Origin of the sequence: Bradyrhizobium manausense (assembly GCF_001440035.1) — a bacterium.
Taxonomy (GTDB): Bacteria; Pseudomonadota; Alphaproteobacteria; order Rhizobiales; family Xanthobacteraceae; genus Bradyrhizobium; species Bradyrhizobium manausense.
Genome location: NZ_LJYG01000116.1, coordinates 265,415 through 278,907, shown reverse-complemented (window position 1 = coordinate 278,907; position 13,493 = coordinate 265,415). Strand labels below are relative to the sequence as shown.

Below are 13,493 nucleotides of genomic sequence, written 5' to 3'. Positions count from 1 at the left end.
ACGGCAGATTAACCATCGCCCGCCAAGAATCCCCCTCACGGCCGCCAATCAGGACGAGAGGGACAGGCGATGGATTTCGATATTCTCAACAGCAAGACATCAGCCACGCTGGACGAGATCCGCGTCCGCGTCGCCCGTGCGCTGGCCCGTCACCCGCTCTGCCGCAATGTCCGCTTCGACATCGTCCGCGTCCCCCGCACCCGCCGGGGCGGCAATTGGACGGTGACGCTGCAATCGGTCGAGCCGCGCGCGGTGTGGGAGGCCTCCGAGATCGTCGCCGACATTCAGGATGCCTACGATCTGGCCATAGCGGCTTGATTTCGTGGAGCTTTTTGGCTTTGTCGCCTGAGGCGAGCCGATTGTCGCCGCAAAGGCACACTCAAGCCTTAATTCGCGCCTTTTTGCCGGGCATCTCTAACAACATCGTGAAGCGGTCCTTCCGGAGAGACGTTTGTCCAGAGCCATCACCATCACCGTGCTGACCTGCATCCTTGTCCTCGGTGCCGCCACCACTGCCATCCTCGGCCGCGATAGCGTGCCCAGTGTCAGTGCCGAAATGATCACCCGGGCTCCGCCGAAGCCGCTTGCTGCCAACCGTGCTGCCAAGGCGGACCGGCTGGTTCCAACTCTGGCGCTGGCCTCGGCCGCCATAGACCCGGTCCAGGTTCCTGCCGACAGGCTGTCGCAGGCGCCGGTGCTGACCGAGCCGCTGCGTCAGGCCTTTGCCGCAGCCGCGCCGTCCGATTTCCCGATGCCGAAAGCCGTTGAGACCAAGGCTGTTGAAACCAAGGCTGTTGAAACCAAGGCCCTTGAGACCAAGTCTGGCGAGACGAGGGTTGCGTCCTTGGAGGCGCCGGCTCCCGCAGAAACCACCGCCGCGCTCGAAGCATCGGCAAAGCCGAAGCCGATCGCGAAGCCGCAGCCGCAAAAGACCTACTCCCTGCTCTCCGACGTCCAGATCGCCGGCATCCGGGATCGCCTGAAACTGTCCTCGTCGCAGGAATATTACTGGCCCTCGGTCGAGACCGCGTTGCGCAACGTCGTCAAGAAGATCTCGGCGAACAAGCTCTCCAATCCCAACGGGCCCAACGTGCAGATCGATCCGAATTGCGATGAGGTCCAGCAGCTGAAGTCTGCCGCGATGCCGCTGCTGTTCCAGCTGCGTGATGATCAGAAGGAAGAAGTGCGCAAGCTCGCCCGCATCATCGGGCTGGAGAAGGTCGCGCAGCAGATCTAACCTCGTTCCCTCCCAGGGAACTGCGTCTTTCAGGAACATCCGGCAATCCCAACGCGTTGCTCGCTCCAAACAGGGAGTGGGCCAATGCGCGCCTCGACAGCTTATTTCGTCGGTGCCGGATCGATCGTTGCTGCCATTGCTATTGGCCTCGGCGGCGGCATCGTTGCCGGCAACATCATGAATCCAATCGCGCCCAAGCACGGGCCCGACACCAGCAAGGTGGCACAGCGCACTGAGGCCAACGCGCCAGCCACGACGAAGGCGCCGTCGGAGCGCGTGCAATACCTCACGGGTTCGCAGGTATTCGGTACGATGGTCGCCCCGCCGGCGCAGGCCGAAGCCAAGCCGGACGCGAAGCCCGAAGCGCCGGCCAACGAGGCCAAAGCTGAACCGCCGGTGCCGCCGCGTGCGCAGACCGCAGTGGCCGAGCCGCCCAAGCCCGCGCCTTCACCGTCTCCGCAAGCGACAAAGCCCGCCGAGCAGCAGGCCTCGACGGAGCCGGCATCCTCGCCCGAGAATGCCTATGCCAAGGCCAGGGATTCCGACGTCAAGCGCGCCGCATCCGAGCGTCGCCGGGCGGAACGGCGGGAGCGCTGGGCCGAGCGTCGTCGCTATGAACAACGCGATGCGCGTGGCATGCGCGACCAGACCAATTGGGATGATGTCGCGCGCAGCGTCCGCGAGGATTCCGAGGCGCGTGATTTTGCCGGTCGGCCACGCAGCGGCTTCCCGCAGATCCGGCTGTTCGGGGATGATGACGACTAGGATGTGATGTCGCGCACACGAATGTGCGCGGCATGCGATGCTTCCCCTCAGCATTGAGACGGCGGCTGTAAGCCGCCGCCTGCGCAACATATGTCAGCCGCCGTGCGACTCCACCACCTTGCGGCAGCCGTCTGAAAGCTTTGTCTTGTTCTCGCGCAGGCAGGCATTCATCTCCGGGGGCTTGCCAATGTGCTCCGCGCAGAACTTGCTGGCGTCGCCGCGGCAGGCCATCTGCTCCTGCGGCGTGGGGCCGGATTGCGCCGCGGCTGGCAGGACAGCTTCGGCGAGCAGCAGCGCGGCAAGAATTGAAGTCTTCATAAAGCACCTCTTTGCAATTGCGGTGGTCCCGCTGGGGATCAAGCGGGGCGGACCATCTCGCGGAGATCCATGGCGGGTCCATGCCATGTTCATGGCATCGGCTCGCAGGCTTGCCTGCCGCACCCCCATCTTCATGGCATGTCTTGGTGGTCAGTCTTTTGCCATTGAGGGTGCACGTCGGCCGCATGATCAGGTGATTGCACCAGGGCGCCGAACGGGAAGCAGGAGAGCAACAATGTCTAAAAGAGTGGGAGCGCTGAGCGCCGGGTTGACGGTGATGATGCTGGCGGGTGCGGCGACGGTTTCGCTGGGCACGAGCCCGGCGCAGGCGGTGGTCTACTGCAAGACGGTCGGCGTGCCCAAGGGCTGCGTGGTGCGACCGGATGCGGCGGTGGTGGTTGCACCGGGAGCGCCGGTCGCGGCTGCAGCCGTGGTGACGCCCGGCGTGGGCGCGCCGGGTGTCGGTGTTCGCGCCGGCACGCCGATGAATCGTGGCGGCCCGGTCAATCGCGTCGGCGTGCGGTGATGACTTCGTTGGATTGAGTTGATCGCTTTCGGGCCAAGGGCTGCGAACGAACCCCCGTCTTTCGCAATCCTACATCCCGGCCCGGTCCCTCTCCCCGCACGTCCCCTGCGCCCGGGGAGGGGGCTTTTCAGCCGCCGGCCGCATCATTGTCGGGAAAGATCTGCGGCAATTGCAGCCGTACGCGTGTGCCCGATCCATCCGAGCTCAGCTCGAGCACCGCGCCGCAACGTCTCGCGCGGCTTCTCATGTTGTGCACGCCACGCGCGGTCTGGCCCGCACCCGCAGCTTCGCCGTCGTCGCCAAGCATAAAGCCGCGGCCATCGTCCGCGACGCTGATGACGCCATATGGTCCCAGGCCGTCGTTGCGCGTCTCCACCGTCACGGTGATGTGGCGCGCGGCCGCGTGCTTGACCGCGTTGGTCACGACCTCGTCCAGGATGCGCACGACCTGGATGACGTGCCAGGGCCGCAGCTCGGGGTGCAGCGGCAGGCCCTGCGGCGTTGCCACGCGCCAATGAAGCGCGATCTCATGCGGCCGCAGCTGCATGACCGCGCGCTCGCGCCAGGAACCGAGCGCGAGCATGAGGTCCCCGCCGATGTCGTCCATGGAATCGACGACCAGGCGCAGATCCCTCAGCGCGGCGCGCGCAGCGTCCGTGATGGTCGCCCCCTCTTGCCCGCGCTCGGAGAGCGCGACGATGCTGATGAGCTGGCCGCCGAGGCCGTCATGCAAGTCGCGCATCAGCCGGGTGCGCTCGTTGGCCAGCGCGGCGGCCCGGGCGCGCGCCTCCTCGCGGGCAAAGCTCGCTTTCAGCCGTTCCTCGGCCTCGCGCACGCGGGCGACGAGCTGGCCGGCAAAGCTGTCGACCTGGTTCAGCGCCCGGGCGAAGCGCCAGGTCAGGCCGGCGCCGATCGCAATCAGCAGCGCCGAATAGGACAGTCGCGAGACGAAGGTGCGTTCGTTGGGCAGGATCTCGAACACCGACAGCATGTCGTGGGCCCAGCAGGTCAGCACGATGGTCGCCGCGCAGCCAAGCGCGAAGCTGACGACGTCCTGTCGTCGCAGCACGGCATAGGCCGCGATGCCGGCCATCAGGACCAGACACAATCCAACCGTGGGGATGCCCAGAAGCATGAAGAGAATGCGCGGCAGTGGCGGACCAGCGATGAGGCCGCCCGCGATCACGATGAGCCCAGGCACGAACAGCAGCACGCCATGACGCGGCCAGTGCCAGCCGAGGAACAGCACGGCTGACGCCACGATCAGTGCGCTCTCGATCGGCGCGGAGGAGAGCAGCACTGCGACAAGTCTGGACGAGGCGGCCGGTGGCACCGGCGGCGTGATGAAGGCTTGCACGACGCCGAGCACCATTGCCGCCGCGAGCACGCCATAGACAGGCTCGTGACGCCGCATCAGCCACATGATGGCGAGGATGACGGCGAGGATCGATTGCCAGGCGGAGAATACCACGGGCAGCGTGACGAACAGCAGCGTGCGGGTCTCGTAGGCCGGCCGCAAGGCGGCGTCCGGGCCGACATAGACCGTGTCGAGGAAGCCGCGCAGCGGTCCCCACACGAACAGCCGCACGGTGATCTCATTGCTGCCTTCGTGCAGCAGCGAAGCCGGGATCACCGCGATCTCCGGCGTATTGCGGTCGGGCCGGTTGGCCGTGGGATCGCGCCGGGAGTCCAGGATCGCGACGCCGTTGATCGCGACCTCCACGCCGTTGCTGAAGCGTGGCAGGAAGACCGACCAGGTCGTGTCAGCGCCATCGGCCTTGAACACGAAGCTGCCCGAATAAAGCGGCGGCTCGGCGAGCGAATAGCGCGACGCGGTGAATTCAGGCAGCGTCACGGGCCGTGTCGTGCCGGCCTCGCGCAGTGAGAATTCGCTCACGGCAAAAGCATCGGGGTCGCGCGGCTGCAGCAGCCGCAGCCCGAGGAGGGTGGCGATCACGATCAGTATCTGGAGCAGCAGATAGGGCACAATGCGCGCGGGCCGCAGCCCGTGCCTGATGATCACCGCCTTCGCAGCGACCTCGCTCACAGCTTGATCAGGCCCTGCTGCACGGCCTCGAACACCGCTTCGCTGCGCGTGTGCACCTCGAGCTTGCGATAGATGCTCTTGATGTGGCCGGGGACGGTCTGCCTGGACAGACCGAGGTGGCTTGCGATTTCGGCGTAGCTGAATCCCTTGGCGATGCCCCAGAGGATGTCGATCTCGCGCGGCGTCAGCTTTGCGGTGTTGAGCACCGGCCCCGGCGCCGGCTCGGCCGAATTCTGCGTTCGTCGCACGATGAGGCGCGCGATCGAGGCCGAGATCGGCGAATGTCCGGCGACCAGGTCGCGCACGGTTGTCGCGATGTCGGTCGGGAAGGCGTCCTTGAGCAGATAGCCGGTGGCGCCGACGGTGATGGCGGAGATCACGCTTTCCTCGTCGCCCAGCGCCGAGATCACCATGATCTCGGTGTTGGGAAAGCGCTGCCTGGTCTCGCGGATCAGCTCGACGCCATGGCCGTCGGGCAGCCGCAGATCGGTCAGCAGCACGCGGGGCGCGCCGGCGGCAAGCGCGCTGCGGGCTTCGCCGAGCGTGCCGGCGGTGCGCACCTCGTAGCCAGCCTTGGTCAGGGCGTCCTGAAGGCGCCAGCAGGTCGGTGCGTCGTCTTCGACGAGGAGGATGGTGATGGCCTCACCGGTCTCGTCCTGGTCCGTCATGATCAGGGTCCCGGCCGCGTGTCCCCCGCGGCGTGTGCGGCCAGTCTAGCGGCGGCAGGATGGGCGCGACACCCATAATCATGGGGGCGGAGCAATGCTGCGACACCCATAATCATGGGGGCGGAGCAATGCGTCGAGAGCCCAACGGCTTCGTTTGCCCAACTCGCCCGCCGCTACTTGCTTGCCAGCGGCGAGGTGGTCTTCGCAGCCGGCAGCGCAGGGGCGGGCAGACGCTGCACCGAGATTTTCGCCGTACCGGTGTTGTTGCGATAAAACAGGTCCGGTGGGCCCTGGATCGCCATGAGCCACGGCGGCACCATCGATGCCGGCAGGAGCTGCGGAAAGACCTGCACCGCATCGTTGACATAGAAGAACAGCTCGCCGGAGTCGGGGGCGATGAACTCGGCGACGATGCGGTCGGTCAGCCCTTCGTTCCGCCAGACCTGCCCTGCATCCGCGAGCATGTCCTGCGGGATCGGCTCGAAATTGCCGAGCGTTTTCAGCTCGTCCTTGAACCGGTCGATATCGTCGAGGCTGACAGGATATTGATCCCGTCCTGCAACATCGTCTTCCGCAGGAAGCGTCGGCTTGGTCCGCCGCGGCAATGCGTCGGCCGGGATCACGTTGATTGCCTGCAAGGGAAGCTCAATCACTCCTTTCGTCCCGATGCGAACCACAGGCTGGAACCAGTCTGCCGCATACAGACGCAGCTCGGGCAAAGCGATGGTATGACGCAGCCCATGCGTCCGGAAGCCATTCGCTCCGCTCAAGGTGGTGCGGTCGAACCAGGGCTCCTTGACATCGATGAAGACGCGATATTTGCGGCCTTTCTCGACCGCGAGCCCGCTCCACCAGCAGAACGTCCTGGTATCGAACAGCGCGATCGCATCGGTCGGGTCGTCACGCACCGGCGTGCCGATCTGAGGTGATCCGGCAGCATCCTGGCTTGCGGTGCAGACCTTTCCGAGCGCGACGCGGCCGGTAAACAGGCTGTTCGACAGGATCAGAGCCGTCGAGCCGAAAATCGTGAGCAGGAAGATGGCCGGCACGAGGCCCTTGGTGATGACGAGGCCTGCCGGTCCGGCATTGGTCCGCATCCAATGGCCGAACCTCAACAGCGGGCCCGGCTTGTCGATATGGCTCAGACTCGCCTTGCGGCGGGGCGTATTCCAGGCGAGGCGCGCGCGTTCCTGGATGGTGTCACGCAGCTCCGAATTCTTGTTCCAGATCCACCAGGCCAGGGCGCCCACGATCGACGTCATGAACGGATAATAGATCGCAATGTCGAGCCAGGGTGCCGCATAGGACGGCATCACGGCCCTGACGAGATTGGCGAACGGAGCCACCACGGCTCCCAGCACCCAGTCGATGTTCGCGATGAGGGAGATCCCCTCATGGCCCACCGGTTGTTTGGACCATTGCACCAGCGGATAAGAGATCCACGGCCAGGCGGCGATCACGCCGACCATGAACAGCAGCGCGAAATAGGCGACGCGCCGCCACCATACGGTGTCGCGCGTGAGCGAGGCCATTTCGGCGTCGGGCATGCTCATCGCGGTGAACGCCTCGGCTTCCTTCTGCCGTCGCGATCCCCTGGCCTTCGCCAGATAGGCGGCTTTCATCGCCTCGCGCGTCCCCTCGTCGGTGAGGTCGAGCTTGGTGCCATCGGGCATCAGCACCCTCGCGTCGGCGGGAAGCATGATCGGCGCATAGTCGTCGCAGCCGTGCAGCATGCGCTCGACCACGGCGAAATGCACCACAGGCGTGCCGCCGTTGGCCTTGCCCGCCAGGACCGGACGCGGGCCATAGCGATACAGCACCGCCGCCCCGCTGCGGGAATCATGCATCGGCCCGATCGCCGATTGATAGTCCCTGAAATGCTCGACGGTGCCCTTCTGGAAGCGAAGCTGGTTGCCGAGTTGGTCGACCATCCAGACCAGCGGAACGAAGGACAATGTGCAGTCCGGATAGCCGCCGCCGATGTCGGAATGGACGCCGGCGAACCATACCTCCTGGACCGTCTGATCGGCCGCGAGATGAGACTGGTCGATCCGCAGCGGATGGAAGGTGGTGCGCTCGTCGTCGAGCGCAAGGGCGTGACAGATGTGCTTTGCCTTGTGTGAAGGCCGGTGGTTGCGGAACGAGATCGGCCAGATCGCCCAGTCGATCGCAACGCGCAGCTCCTCGATCGGGACGCCGAAGGCCTCGACCGTGTCGAACAGTCCAAGGAAGTCGATATTGACGTCCTTGCGGCCGTTCATCGCCGCGCGGACTTTGGTGTAGGAGCGGTGTCCGCAGATTAAATGATAGAAGTAGAGGACGATGTCCCGGATCAGGCGCGCGATCCACATCGTCGGCAGGCTTTGCTTCCACGGCACCGTCTCGCGGCGGTATTCGCGCCAGGCGGACATGGCGTTGCGCTCCATCTCGGCATGCGAGACGGGTTCGTCGCCGATCACCGCCGGCACCAGACCCTGGCTTGCGATCAGGGCCGCCAGCGTGCGCGCGGTGAAGGCGCCGCGGCTGAAGCCGAAGATGTAGATCTCGTCGCCCGGCCGCCAGTTCCAGCACAGGAAACGATAGAGCTTGCGAACGTTGGCCGGAACGCCGATGCCGGTGGCGCCATCGAGCGCGGCAAGTGGTGCCCAGCCGGCGGTGCCGACACCCTTGATGTAATAGGCGATCTGGTCGGGCTGGGTGTGGTCGAGCGCTTCATAGAGCCGCCAGACGCTGGACTCCTGGGTCGTGAAGGCGTTGCCGGTGCCATCGGCGAACAGCACCAGCTTGCGCGGCGCCCGCGCGCCCGATGCAGTCGTACTCCGATCAGCCTGCGGATGGTCCGGTGCCGTAGGACTGCCGTGCGGCATTCCATCATGGTGGGTCATGGGCCGCTCCGAAATTCCGTTCGGGGACGCCTCAAGTCCTGACAGGGCGGCATCCTCTGAATTCAATCGATAGACGCACTATGAAATATTGGATGTAATTTGCCTGTTAACGCGCTGAGGTAGCAATAAGGATGGCGCTGTTTCGCTCGGGCCGTCTATGAACCAGGCCACAGTCGGCGAAAGAAATGCCCGGGCAAGCTCCTGGATCTCGTCGGGTCAGTAGGCGGCTGAGAAAGCGATGCGGGCCGTGCATTTCGGCGAACGCCTCTACAACGTCTCTACCTTCGGCGGCGGATAGCGCCGTGCCAGCATCGACAGCGGCAGCCGCCGCTCGTCCATCGGCAACTCCAGCCAGGCCAGCACTTGCTCCCGCTTCCAGTCACCCACGCCAAAATCCATGGCGACCCATTTCTGCGGCTCCGGCCCTTCGAGCCCGCGCACCCAGACGAAATAGCGAGGCAGGTCGTCGGCATCCGCTTCTGTCGGGGGTCTCCTGGCCATCACTTGCTCGCTGCATCGACACGCGTCCGCCTTAGGATATAGGTACTGGTCGGGAGAAGTCGAACGCGTCGCCGGTAGGCTAGGGGTCCGAGAGATAGGAACGGAACTGTGACCGACGGTTGGGGTGATGCCTCCGAGGTGATGAAGCGGCTGATCGGCTGCTGGTCGTTCAACAGGCTCATCGCGGGGCAGGGGGGCATGCAGGGTCTTGCGACCTTCACGCCATTGGACCCGGACGGCCTCGCCTATCGCGAACAGGGACGGTTGAAGCTCCTGACCGGCACAGAACTCGAGGCCGAGCGCGAATACGTCTTCCGCGAGCACCGCCGCGGATTCGACGTCTTCTTCAAGGAGAGCCCGTCGCGGCTCTTCCACGCGATCGAACTCGCTGGCTCTGATGACGGCGTCTTGACCGGAAGCGCCGACCATCTGTGTCATTTCGATCGTTATCAGTCGACCTACACCTTTCGCCCCGAAGGCAGCTTCGCCATTCGCCACGTCGTGTCGGGTCCGCGCAAGGACTACATGATGATCACGACTTATACGCGGGCGGCGTGAGGCCCGCTGTCGCCTCGCGACATCGGCAGGCAGTTCACGCGCAATGCGCCGGAAGAATGCGCGGGCTTGCAGGTCCGAAGCTGCTGTCGATCATGCGCGAACAGTTTGCGGCGACGCCCGGAGCGGGGCCGCCTTCCTTGCGCTGACGGGTGATCTCCGTCGTTCGGTCGCAGGCATCACAAAGAAGGGACAGGCGGTCTTGCAAAAGGCTCTGGCAGCAAGCGAAGTTCGTCGGTTAGATCGCGCCGGGTGAGGACGACGCCGGTAGAGAGTTCGGGTGTTTCGTGCATCGCATGTCGCGAGGCGGCAACTCATCGATGATACGTCTTACCGATTGCGAGCATCGTCCGCACCTGACGGTGCATCCCAGGCAGTCGTAGACCTGAGCGGGCGAAAACAGTGCGTCGTCCGTCGCGACGACCGCGTCCCTGATGTCGTGATCGCTGATGATGTTGCAGGAACAGACGATCATGCCGGATTCCGCTGCGTGACGCGTCGTGTGGCGTGGAGCCTGACGGCGGCGATGGTGGCGTTGGCGATGGCGCGTCCGCGGTCATCCGTTCCGGTCCACTGGGCATCGCGGCCGCGCGGATCGATCTCGAGCAACTTGACGCCGGCCGGCACATCGCTGCCGTCGCGGACGATGCCGCGCAAGATACCATCGCGCGGCGCGAGCAGCGGAGCACCGGAGAGATGGCCGAGCACGAGACCGCGGTAGACGCGGGTGCCGATCTCGATCGGCGTGTGCCAGCGTCCCGCGAATTGCGAATAGACGAAGCGTTCCGCGCCGACGTCGCCCAGCGAGCTCGCTACACCATCGGCCGCATCGGTCCAGCGCGTGTCGGTCACGGGCCCGATCTTGCCCGGTCTTGTCTCCACTGCGAGGTCGCAATTGAAGTTGGTCGAGAAGCCTGGGCCGAGCCCGATGGTCAGGCGGGCGAGCCGCCTGAGGTCGGGCGTGATCCGGCGCTTCTGCAGGCGCGCGTCGATCAGCAGGTCGATGTGACGTACCGGCAGCAGATCGAGCAGGCCGAGCCAGGTGACCATGACCTGCGCCGGCCGGCGTAGCGCCTGATAGACCTGTACGCCGCTGTCGACGCGCTCGGCGACGACGTCCTCGACCTGCATGGTGTCGATGAAGAGGGCGTCATGAAACGCCATCTTGCGCCGGATCACCGGCGGGTCGGGATCGTGGGACAGCACAACGCAATATCCGGCGCGCACGAGTCGGATGGCGACTGCAGATGCGATCTCGTTGGTGCCGAGGATAACGGCGAAGAGCTGGTGGTCATTCGGCTGGAGCATCTGAAACCGCGTTTGCAGGGAAGGTGCAGCGAGGCACATCGAGCTTGCAACGGAAGGAGCAAGAGCCGGGCCATTTAGAACGCTTGAAAACCGCCCCTCAACTGCCGGCCAACATTGACAAAGGAGAAGAACGCAGCGACCGCGCCGCTTGGTCCGAAAGCGCACGCGCGCATGTTGCAAATCCTGCAGCGTGTCGCGAAGCCGACACAAGTCAGCGAAAACCTCAGCGATTGGGTGGCCGCCGGTGGCCCAATTCCTGCAAACTTCCCCGCGTCGTCATTGTACTTGCGTCCAGTCGGGCGCAGTGAGGAGCTTCCGTGACGCTTGATCTGCTGGATCGCAATGCGGCGTCGGCTGGCCCGCCGGCATCCGACGTCGCGCTGTGTCCGTTCCACGGTGACAAGTCGCGCGCGCAAGCTGGCGAGCGGAAGACGCTGGTGCTGACCGGTGCGTCCCGGGGCATCGGCCACGCGACGGGAAAGCTGTTCTCCGAGGCCGGCTGGCGGATCGTCACCTGTTCCCGCCAGCCCTTCGACGGTGGTCTGTGTCCATGGGATTCCGGGGCGGACAACCATGTGCAGGTCGAGTTGAGCGACCATCGCGCGCTGCCGCGCGCGGTGGCCGAGATCAAGGAGCGGCTCAACGGTGCCCCGTTACATGCGTTGATCAACAATGCCGGCATCTCGCCCAAGGCCGCCGATGGCACGCGATTGAATTCGCTGACGACGCCGGTCGAAACCTGGATGAGCGTGTTCCACGTCAACCTGCTTGCGCCGGTGCTGTTCGCGCAGGGTCTGGTCGACGAGCTGAAGCGCGCCGGCGGCGCGATCGTCAACGTCACCTCGATCGTGGGCTCCCGGGTGCATCCGTTCGCCGGCACCGCCTATGCGACCTCGAAGGCCGCGCTCGCCTGCCTCACCCGCGAAATGGCCCACGACTATGCGCCGTTCGGTATTCGCGTCAACGCGATCGCCCCCGGAGAGATCAAGACGGACATCCTGTCGCCGGAGACCGAAGCCAGGCTGGCGCCCATCATACCGCTGCATCGTGTCGGTACGCCGGACGAGGTCGCGAAAGTGATCTTCTTCCTGTGCTCGGATGCGGCGAGCTATGTCACGGGTGCGGAAGTACCGATCAACGGCGGGCAGCACGTGTGATCGCCATTCGGATCGGTCGCAAAAAGAAGCTTGTTCGATTTGCGCTGGATCAAGGCGGAAATCTCGTTTTTATGCCCGCCGCGCATTGCGATGGTAAAATCCGCGAAACGGCTGAGAAAGCGGGCAAGTGCGACGGAATCTTTTTGCAGCAATGCTGACAAGTTGAGCGCGACTCGTGTCCGGTATTCTGCTTGAAGATGGCGGCGATCTCCTTCGCGGCATCGACAAAGTTGGCGGCCACGGCGACGTTGGTCTGTGCAGCCTGCGCCTCGGCGCATGCGAGTAGCAAGCCCGTGGCGACGGCGATCTTGCGAAACAGTCTCATGATGAACTCCAGCGGACGGTGGCCGCCCCCGCGCGAGCCCGATTGCCGCGAGGCGCCGGCCGTTACGGGCTCAGCAATCGGCGTGCCGGACAGGGCAGGCGGAGTCTGGTGCGCGCCTTGCAGAATTGATCGTCAAAAGCGCAACTTCCTGTCCCTTGCGGCGGAAGCGCCGACGATCCGTGTCGGGTTTGCGACAAAGTCGTCGGCAAGCCGACGCCAATGAAAGGAAGCGGGCCATGGCAACCGTTGCATCGCGTGCCGAGCTCGAGCGTCTGCTGGAAGATGATGTGCCTTACGGCGACCTTACCACCGAGGCGCTTGGCATCGGTGCGATCGATGGCGTCATGCGGTTTGTCGCGCGCGCATCGATGGTCCTGGCGCTCGTCGAGGATGCCGCCGCGATCATCGCGCTCGCCGGCTGCGAGGTTGAGCTGTTCGCTTCATCCGGCGCGACGTTGGAGCAGGGTGCGCCGATCCTCGAGGCACGCGGGCCGGCCGCCGGCCTGCTGCGGAGCTGGAAGGTCGCGCAGACCCTGATCGAAATCTGGTCGGGTGTCGCCAGCGAGACCCGCGCCATCGTCAACGCGGCGAGGGCGGTGGCGCCGCAGATTCCGGTCGCTTGCACCCGCAAGAACGTGCCGGGTACCAAGCGCTTTGCCGTCGCGGCGGTGAAGGCCGGCGGCGCCGTGATGCATCGGCTCGGCCTGTCCGAGACCGTGCTGGTGTTTCCCGAGCACCGCGCGTTTCTCGGCGAGCTGCCGCTGTTTCACGCGGTCGAACGATTACGCCGGGCCGCGCCAGAGAAGAAACTCGTGATCGAGGTGAAGACGGCCGATGCGGCCCTTGCCGCCGCGGTCGCCGGTTTCGACGTGATCCAGGCGGAGAGGTTTTCGCCAGCCGAGGTCGCCGCGTTGGTCAAACGCATGGCGTCGATGGCCTATACACGCGAACGCCCCATCATCGCTGCTGCCGGCGGCGTCAATGCAGCCAATGCTGCAGCCTATGCAGAGGCCGGCAGCGATGTCCTGGTGACGTCAGCGCCGTATCTGGCCAAGCCAAAGGACGTGCAGGTATGGATCGCTGCCACGGATGGAAGGCGACGCTCGCCCTTGTCGAATTTCGGTCGGACGGAGCGGCAGGCGTTCGACGACGATGTAGTGGAAGCCTGACTCCCGCCACCACTGAGAAAGCACATCCGGCA

14 protein-coding genes and 1 pseudogene are annotated in these 13,493 nt (G+C 65.1%); 7 read left to right on the top strand and 8 right to left on the bottom strand.

The window, feature by feature from the left end:
• Window positions 1–69 precede the first annotated feature (69 nt).
• The 3 genes from AOQ71_RS41490 to AOQ71_RS41480 all read left to right on the top strand — a co-directional run bounded on the left by AOQ71_RS41490 (window position 70) and on the right by AOQ71_RS41480 (window position 2,002).
• Entirely contained in the window at window positions 70–318 is a 249-nt protein-coding gene (locus tag AOQ71_RS41490; RefSeq protein ID WP_057759616.1) for a hypothetical protein, read from the top strand.
• A gap of 133 nt (window positions 319–451) precedes the next feature.
• Window positions 452–1,237, top strand: a complete 786-nt coding sequence (locus tag AOQ71_RS41485) for a hypothetical protein (protein WP_057759613.1) — start codon at window positions 452–454, stop codon at window positions 1,235–1,237.
• A gap of 84 nt (window positions 1,238–1,321) precedes the next feature.
• On the top strand, window positions 1,322–2,002 hold the full coding sequence (locus AOQ71_RS41480; RefSeq protein WP_057759611.1) for a hypothetical protein: 681 nt from the start codon (window positions 1,322–1,324) through the stop codon (window positions 2,000–2,002).
• 93 nt (window positions 2,003–2,095) lie between these two features.
• Here the strand turns inward: AOQ71_RS41480 and AOQ71_RS41475 are convergent, their stop codons facing one another.
• Complete coding sequence (locus AOQ71_RS41475; RefSeq protein ID WP_057759608.1) at window positions 2,096–2,320, bottom strand: hypothetical protein; 225 nt, start codon at window positions 2,318–2,320, stop codon at window positions 2,096–2,098.
• A 235-nt stretch (window positions 2,321–2,555) separates the two neighbouring features.
• On the opposite strand from AOQ71_RS41475, the gene AOQ71_RS41470 reads away from it, so the two are divergent.
• Window positions 2,556–2,846, top strand: coding sequence for a hypothetical protein (locus AOQ71_RS41470; RefSeq protein WP_057759603.1), 291 nt, complete (start codon window positions 2,556–2,558; stop codon window positions 2,844–2,846).
• A gap of 127 nt (window positions 2,847–2,973) precedes the next feature.
• On the opposite strand, the gene AOQ71_RS41465 is transcribed toward AOQ71_RS41470, so the two are convergent.
• The 4 genes from AOQ71_RS41465 to AOQ71_RS41450 all read right to left on the bottom strand — a co-directional run bounded on the left by AOQ71_RS41465 (window position 2,974) and on the right by AOQ71_RS41450 (window position 8,947).
• Window positions 2,974–4,893: a sensor histidine kinase gene (locus AOQ71_RS41465; RefSeq protein ID WP_057759600.1), complete on the bottom strand. Its 1,920-nt coding sequence runs from the start codon at window positions 4,891–4,893 to the stop codon at window positions 2,974–2,976.
• Window positions 4,890–5,561 (bottom strand): response regulator transcription factor, encoded by a 672-nt coding sequence (locus AOQ71_RS41460; RefSeq protein ID WP_057759597.1) that lies wholly within the window; start codon window positions 5,559–5,561, stop codon window positions 4,890–4,892. Before AOQ71_RS41460 ends, AOQ71_RS41465 begins: the two co-directional genes overlap by 4 nt.
• Window positions 5,562–5,734: 173 nt before the next feature.
• Window positions 5,735–8,446: a T6SS phospholipase effector Tle1-like catalytic domain-containing protein gene (locus tag AOQ71_RS41455; RefSeq protein ID WP_057759592.1), complete on the bottom strand. Its 2,712-nt coding sequence runs from the start codon at window positions 8,444–8,446 to the stop codon at window positions 5,735–5,737.
• Between the two features lie 267 nt (window positions 8,447–8,713).
• Window positions 8,714–8,947 (bottom strand): hypothetical protein, encoded by a 234-nt coding sequence (locus AOQ71_RS41450; RefSeq protein ID WP_057759589.1) that lies wholly within the window; start codon window positions 8,945–8,947, stop codon window positions 8,714–8,716.
• Window positions 8,948–9,055: 108 nt separating this feature from the next.
• On the opposite strand from AOQ71_RS41450, the gene AOQ71_RS41445 reads away from it, so the two are divergent.
• Window positions 9,056–9,505, top strand: coding sequence for a DUF6314 family protein (locus tag AOQ71_RS41445; RefSeq protein ID WP_245317437.1), 450 nt, complete (start codon window positions 9,056–9,058; stop codon window positions 9,503–9,505).
• A gap of 310 nt (window positions 9,506–9,815) precedes the next feature.
• Here AOQ71_RS41445 and AOQ71_RS44510 read toward each other — a convergent pair.
• A pseudogene (locus AOQ71_RS44510) lies at window positions 9,816–9,977 on the bottom strand ((2Fe-2S)-binding protein); the annotation flags it as partial.
• Window positions 9,974–10,810 (bottom strand): hypothetical protein, encoded by an 837-nt coding sequence (locus AOQ71_RS41440; protein WP_057759583.1) that lies wholly within the window; start codon window positions 10,808–10,810, stop codon window positions 9,974–9,976. The gene AOQ71_RS41440 and the pseudogene AOQ71_RS44510, both read right to left, overlap by 4 nt.
• A 317-nt stretch (window positions 10,811–11,127) precedes the next feature.
• Here AOQ71_RS41440 and AOQ71_RS41435 point away from each other — a divergent pair, with 317 nt between their 5' ends.
• The gene (locus tag AOQ71_RS41435; protein ID WP_057759580.1) at window positions 11,128–11,967 is read left to right on the top strand and encodes an SDR family NAD(P)-dependent oxidoreductase; all 840 of its coding nucleotides are present in this window, start codon (window positions 11,128–11,130) and stop codon (window positions 11,965–11,967) included.
• 49 nt (window positions 11,968–12,016) lie between these two features.
• Here the strand turns inward: AOQ71_RS41435 and AOQ71_RS46760 are convergent, their stop codons facing one another.
• Window positions 12,017–12,292 carry a hypothetical protein gene (locus AOQ71_RS46760; RefSeq protein ID WP_057759578.1) on the bottom strand — a complete coding sequence of 92 codons (276 nt, stop codon included), beginning with the start codon at window positions 12,290–12,292 and terminating at the stop codon, window positions 12,017–12,019.
• Window positions 12,293–12,528: 236 nt separating this feature from the next.
• On the opposite strand from AOQ71_RS46760, the gene modD reads away from it, so the two are divergent.
• A complete protein-coding gene (gene modD / locus AOQ71_RS41425) occupies window positions 12,529–13,461 on the top strand; it encodes a ModD protein (protein WP_057759576.1) in 933 nt (310 codons plus the stop codon).
• Window positions 13,462–13,493: the final 32 nt, after the last annotated feature.

Coding starts and splice junctions, on each gene's coding strand:
- AOQ71_RS41470 (WP_057759603.1), top strand. CDS start 2,556: ATGTCTAAAAGAGTGGGAGCGCTGAGCGCCGGGTTGACGGTGATGATG.
- AOQ71_RS41455 (WP_057759592.1), bottom strand. CDS start 8,446: ATGACCCACCATGATGGAATGCCGCACGGCAGTCCTACGGCACCGGAC.
- AOQ71_RS46760 (WP_057759578.1), bottom strand. CDS start 12,292: ATGAGACTGTTTCGCAAGATCGCCGTCGCCACGGGCTTGCTACTCGCA.
- AOQ71_RS41440 (WP_057759583.1), bottom strand. CDS start 10,810: ATGCTCCAGCCGAATGACCACCAGCTCTTCGCCGTTATCCTCGGCACC.
- AOQ71_RS41460 (WP_057759597.1), bottom strand. CDS start 5,561: ATGACGGACCAGGACGAGACCGGTGAGGCCATCACCATCCTCCTCGTC.
- AOQ71_RS41450 (WP_057759589.1), bottom strand. CDS start 8,947: ATGGCCAGGAGACCCCCGACAGAAGCGGATGCCGACGACCTGCCTCGC.
- modD (WP_057759576.1), top strand. CDS start 12,529: ATGGCAACCGTTGCATCGCGTGCCGAGCTCGAGCGTCTGCTGGAAGAT.
- AOQ71_RS41480 (WP_057759611.1), top strand. CDS start 1,322: ATGCGCGCCTCGACAGCTTATTTCGTCGGTGCCGGATCGATCGTTGCT.
- AOQ71_RS41490 (WP_057759616.1), top strand. CDS start 70: ATGGATTTCGATATTCTCAACAGCAAGACATCAGCCACGCTGGACGAG.
- AOQ71_RS41475 (WP_057759608.1), bottom strand. CDS start 2,320: ATGAAGACTTCAATTCTTGCCGCGCTGCTGCTCGCCGAAGCTGTCCTG.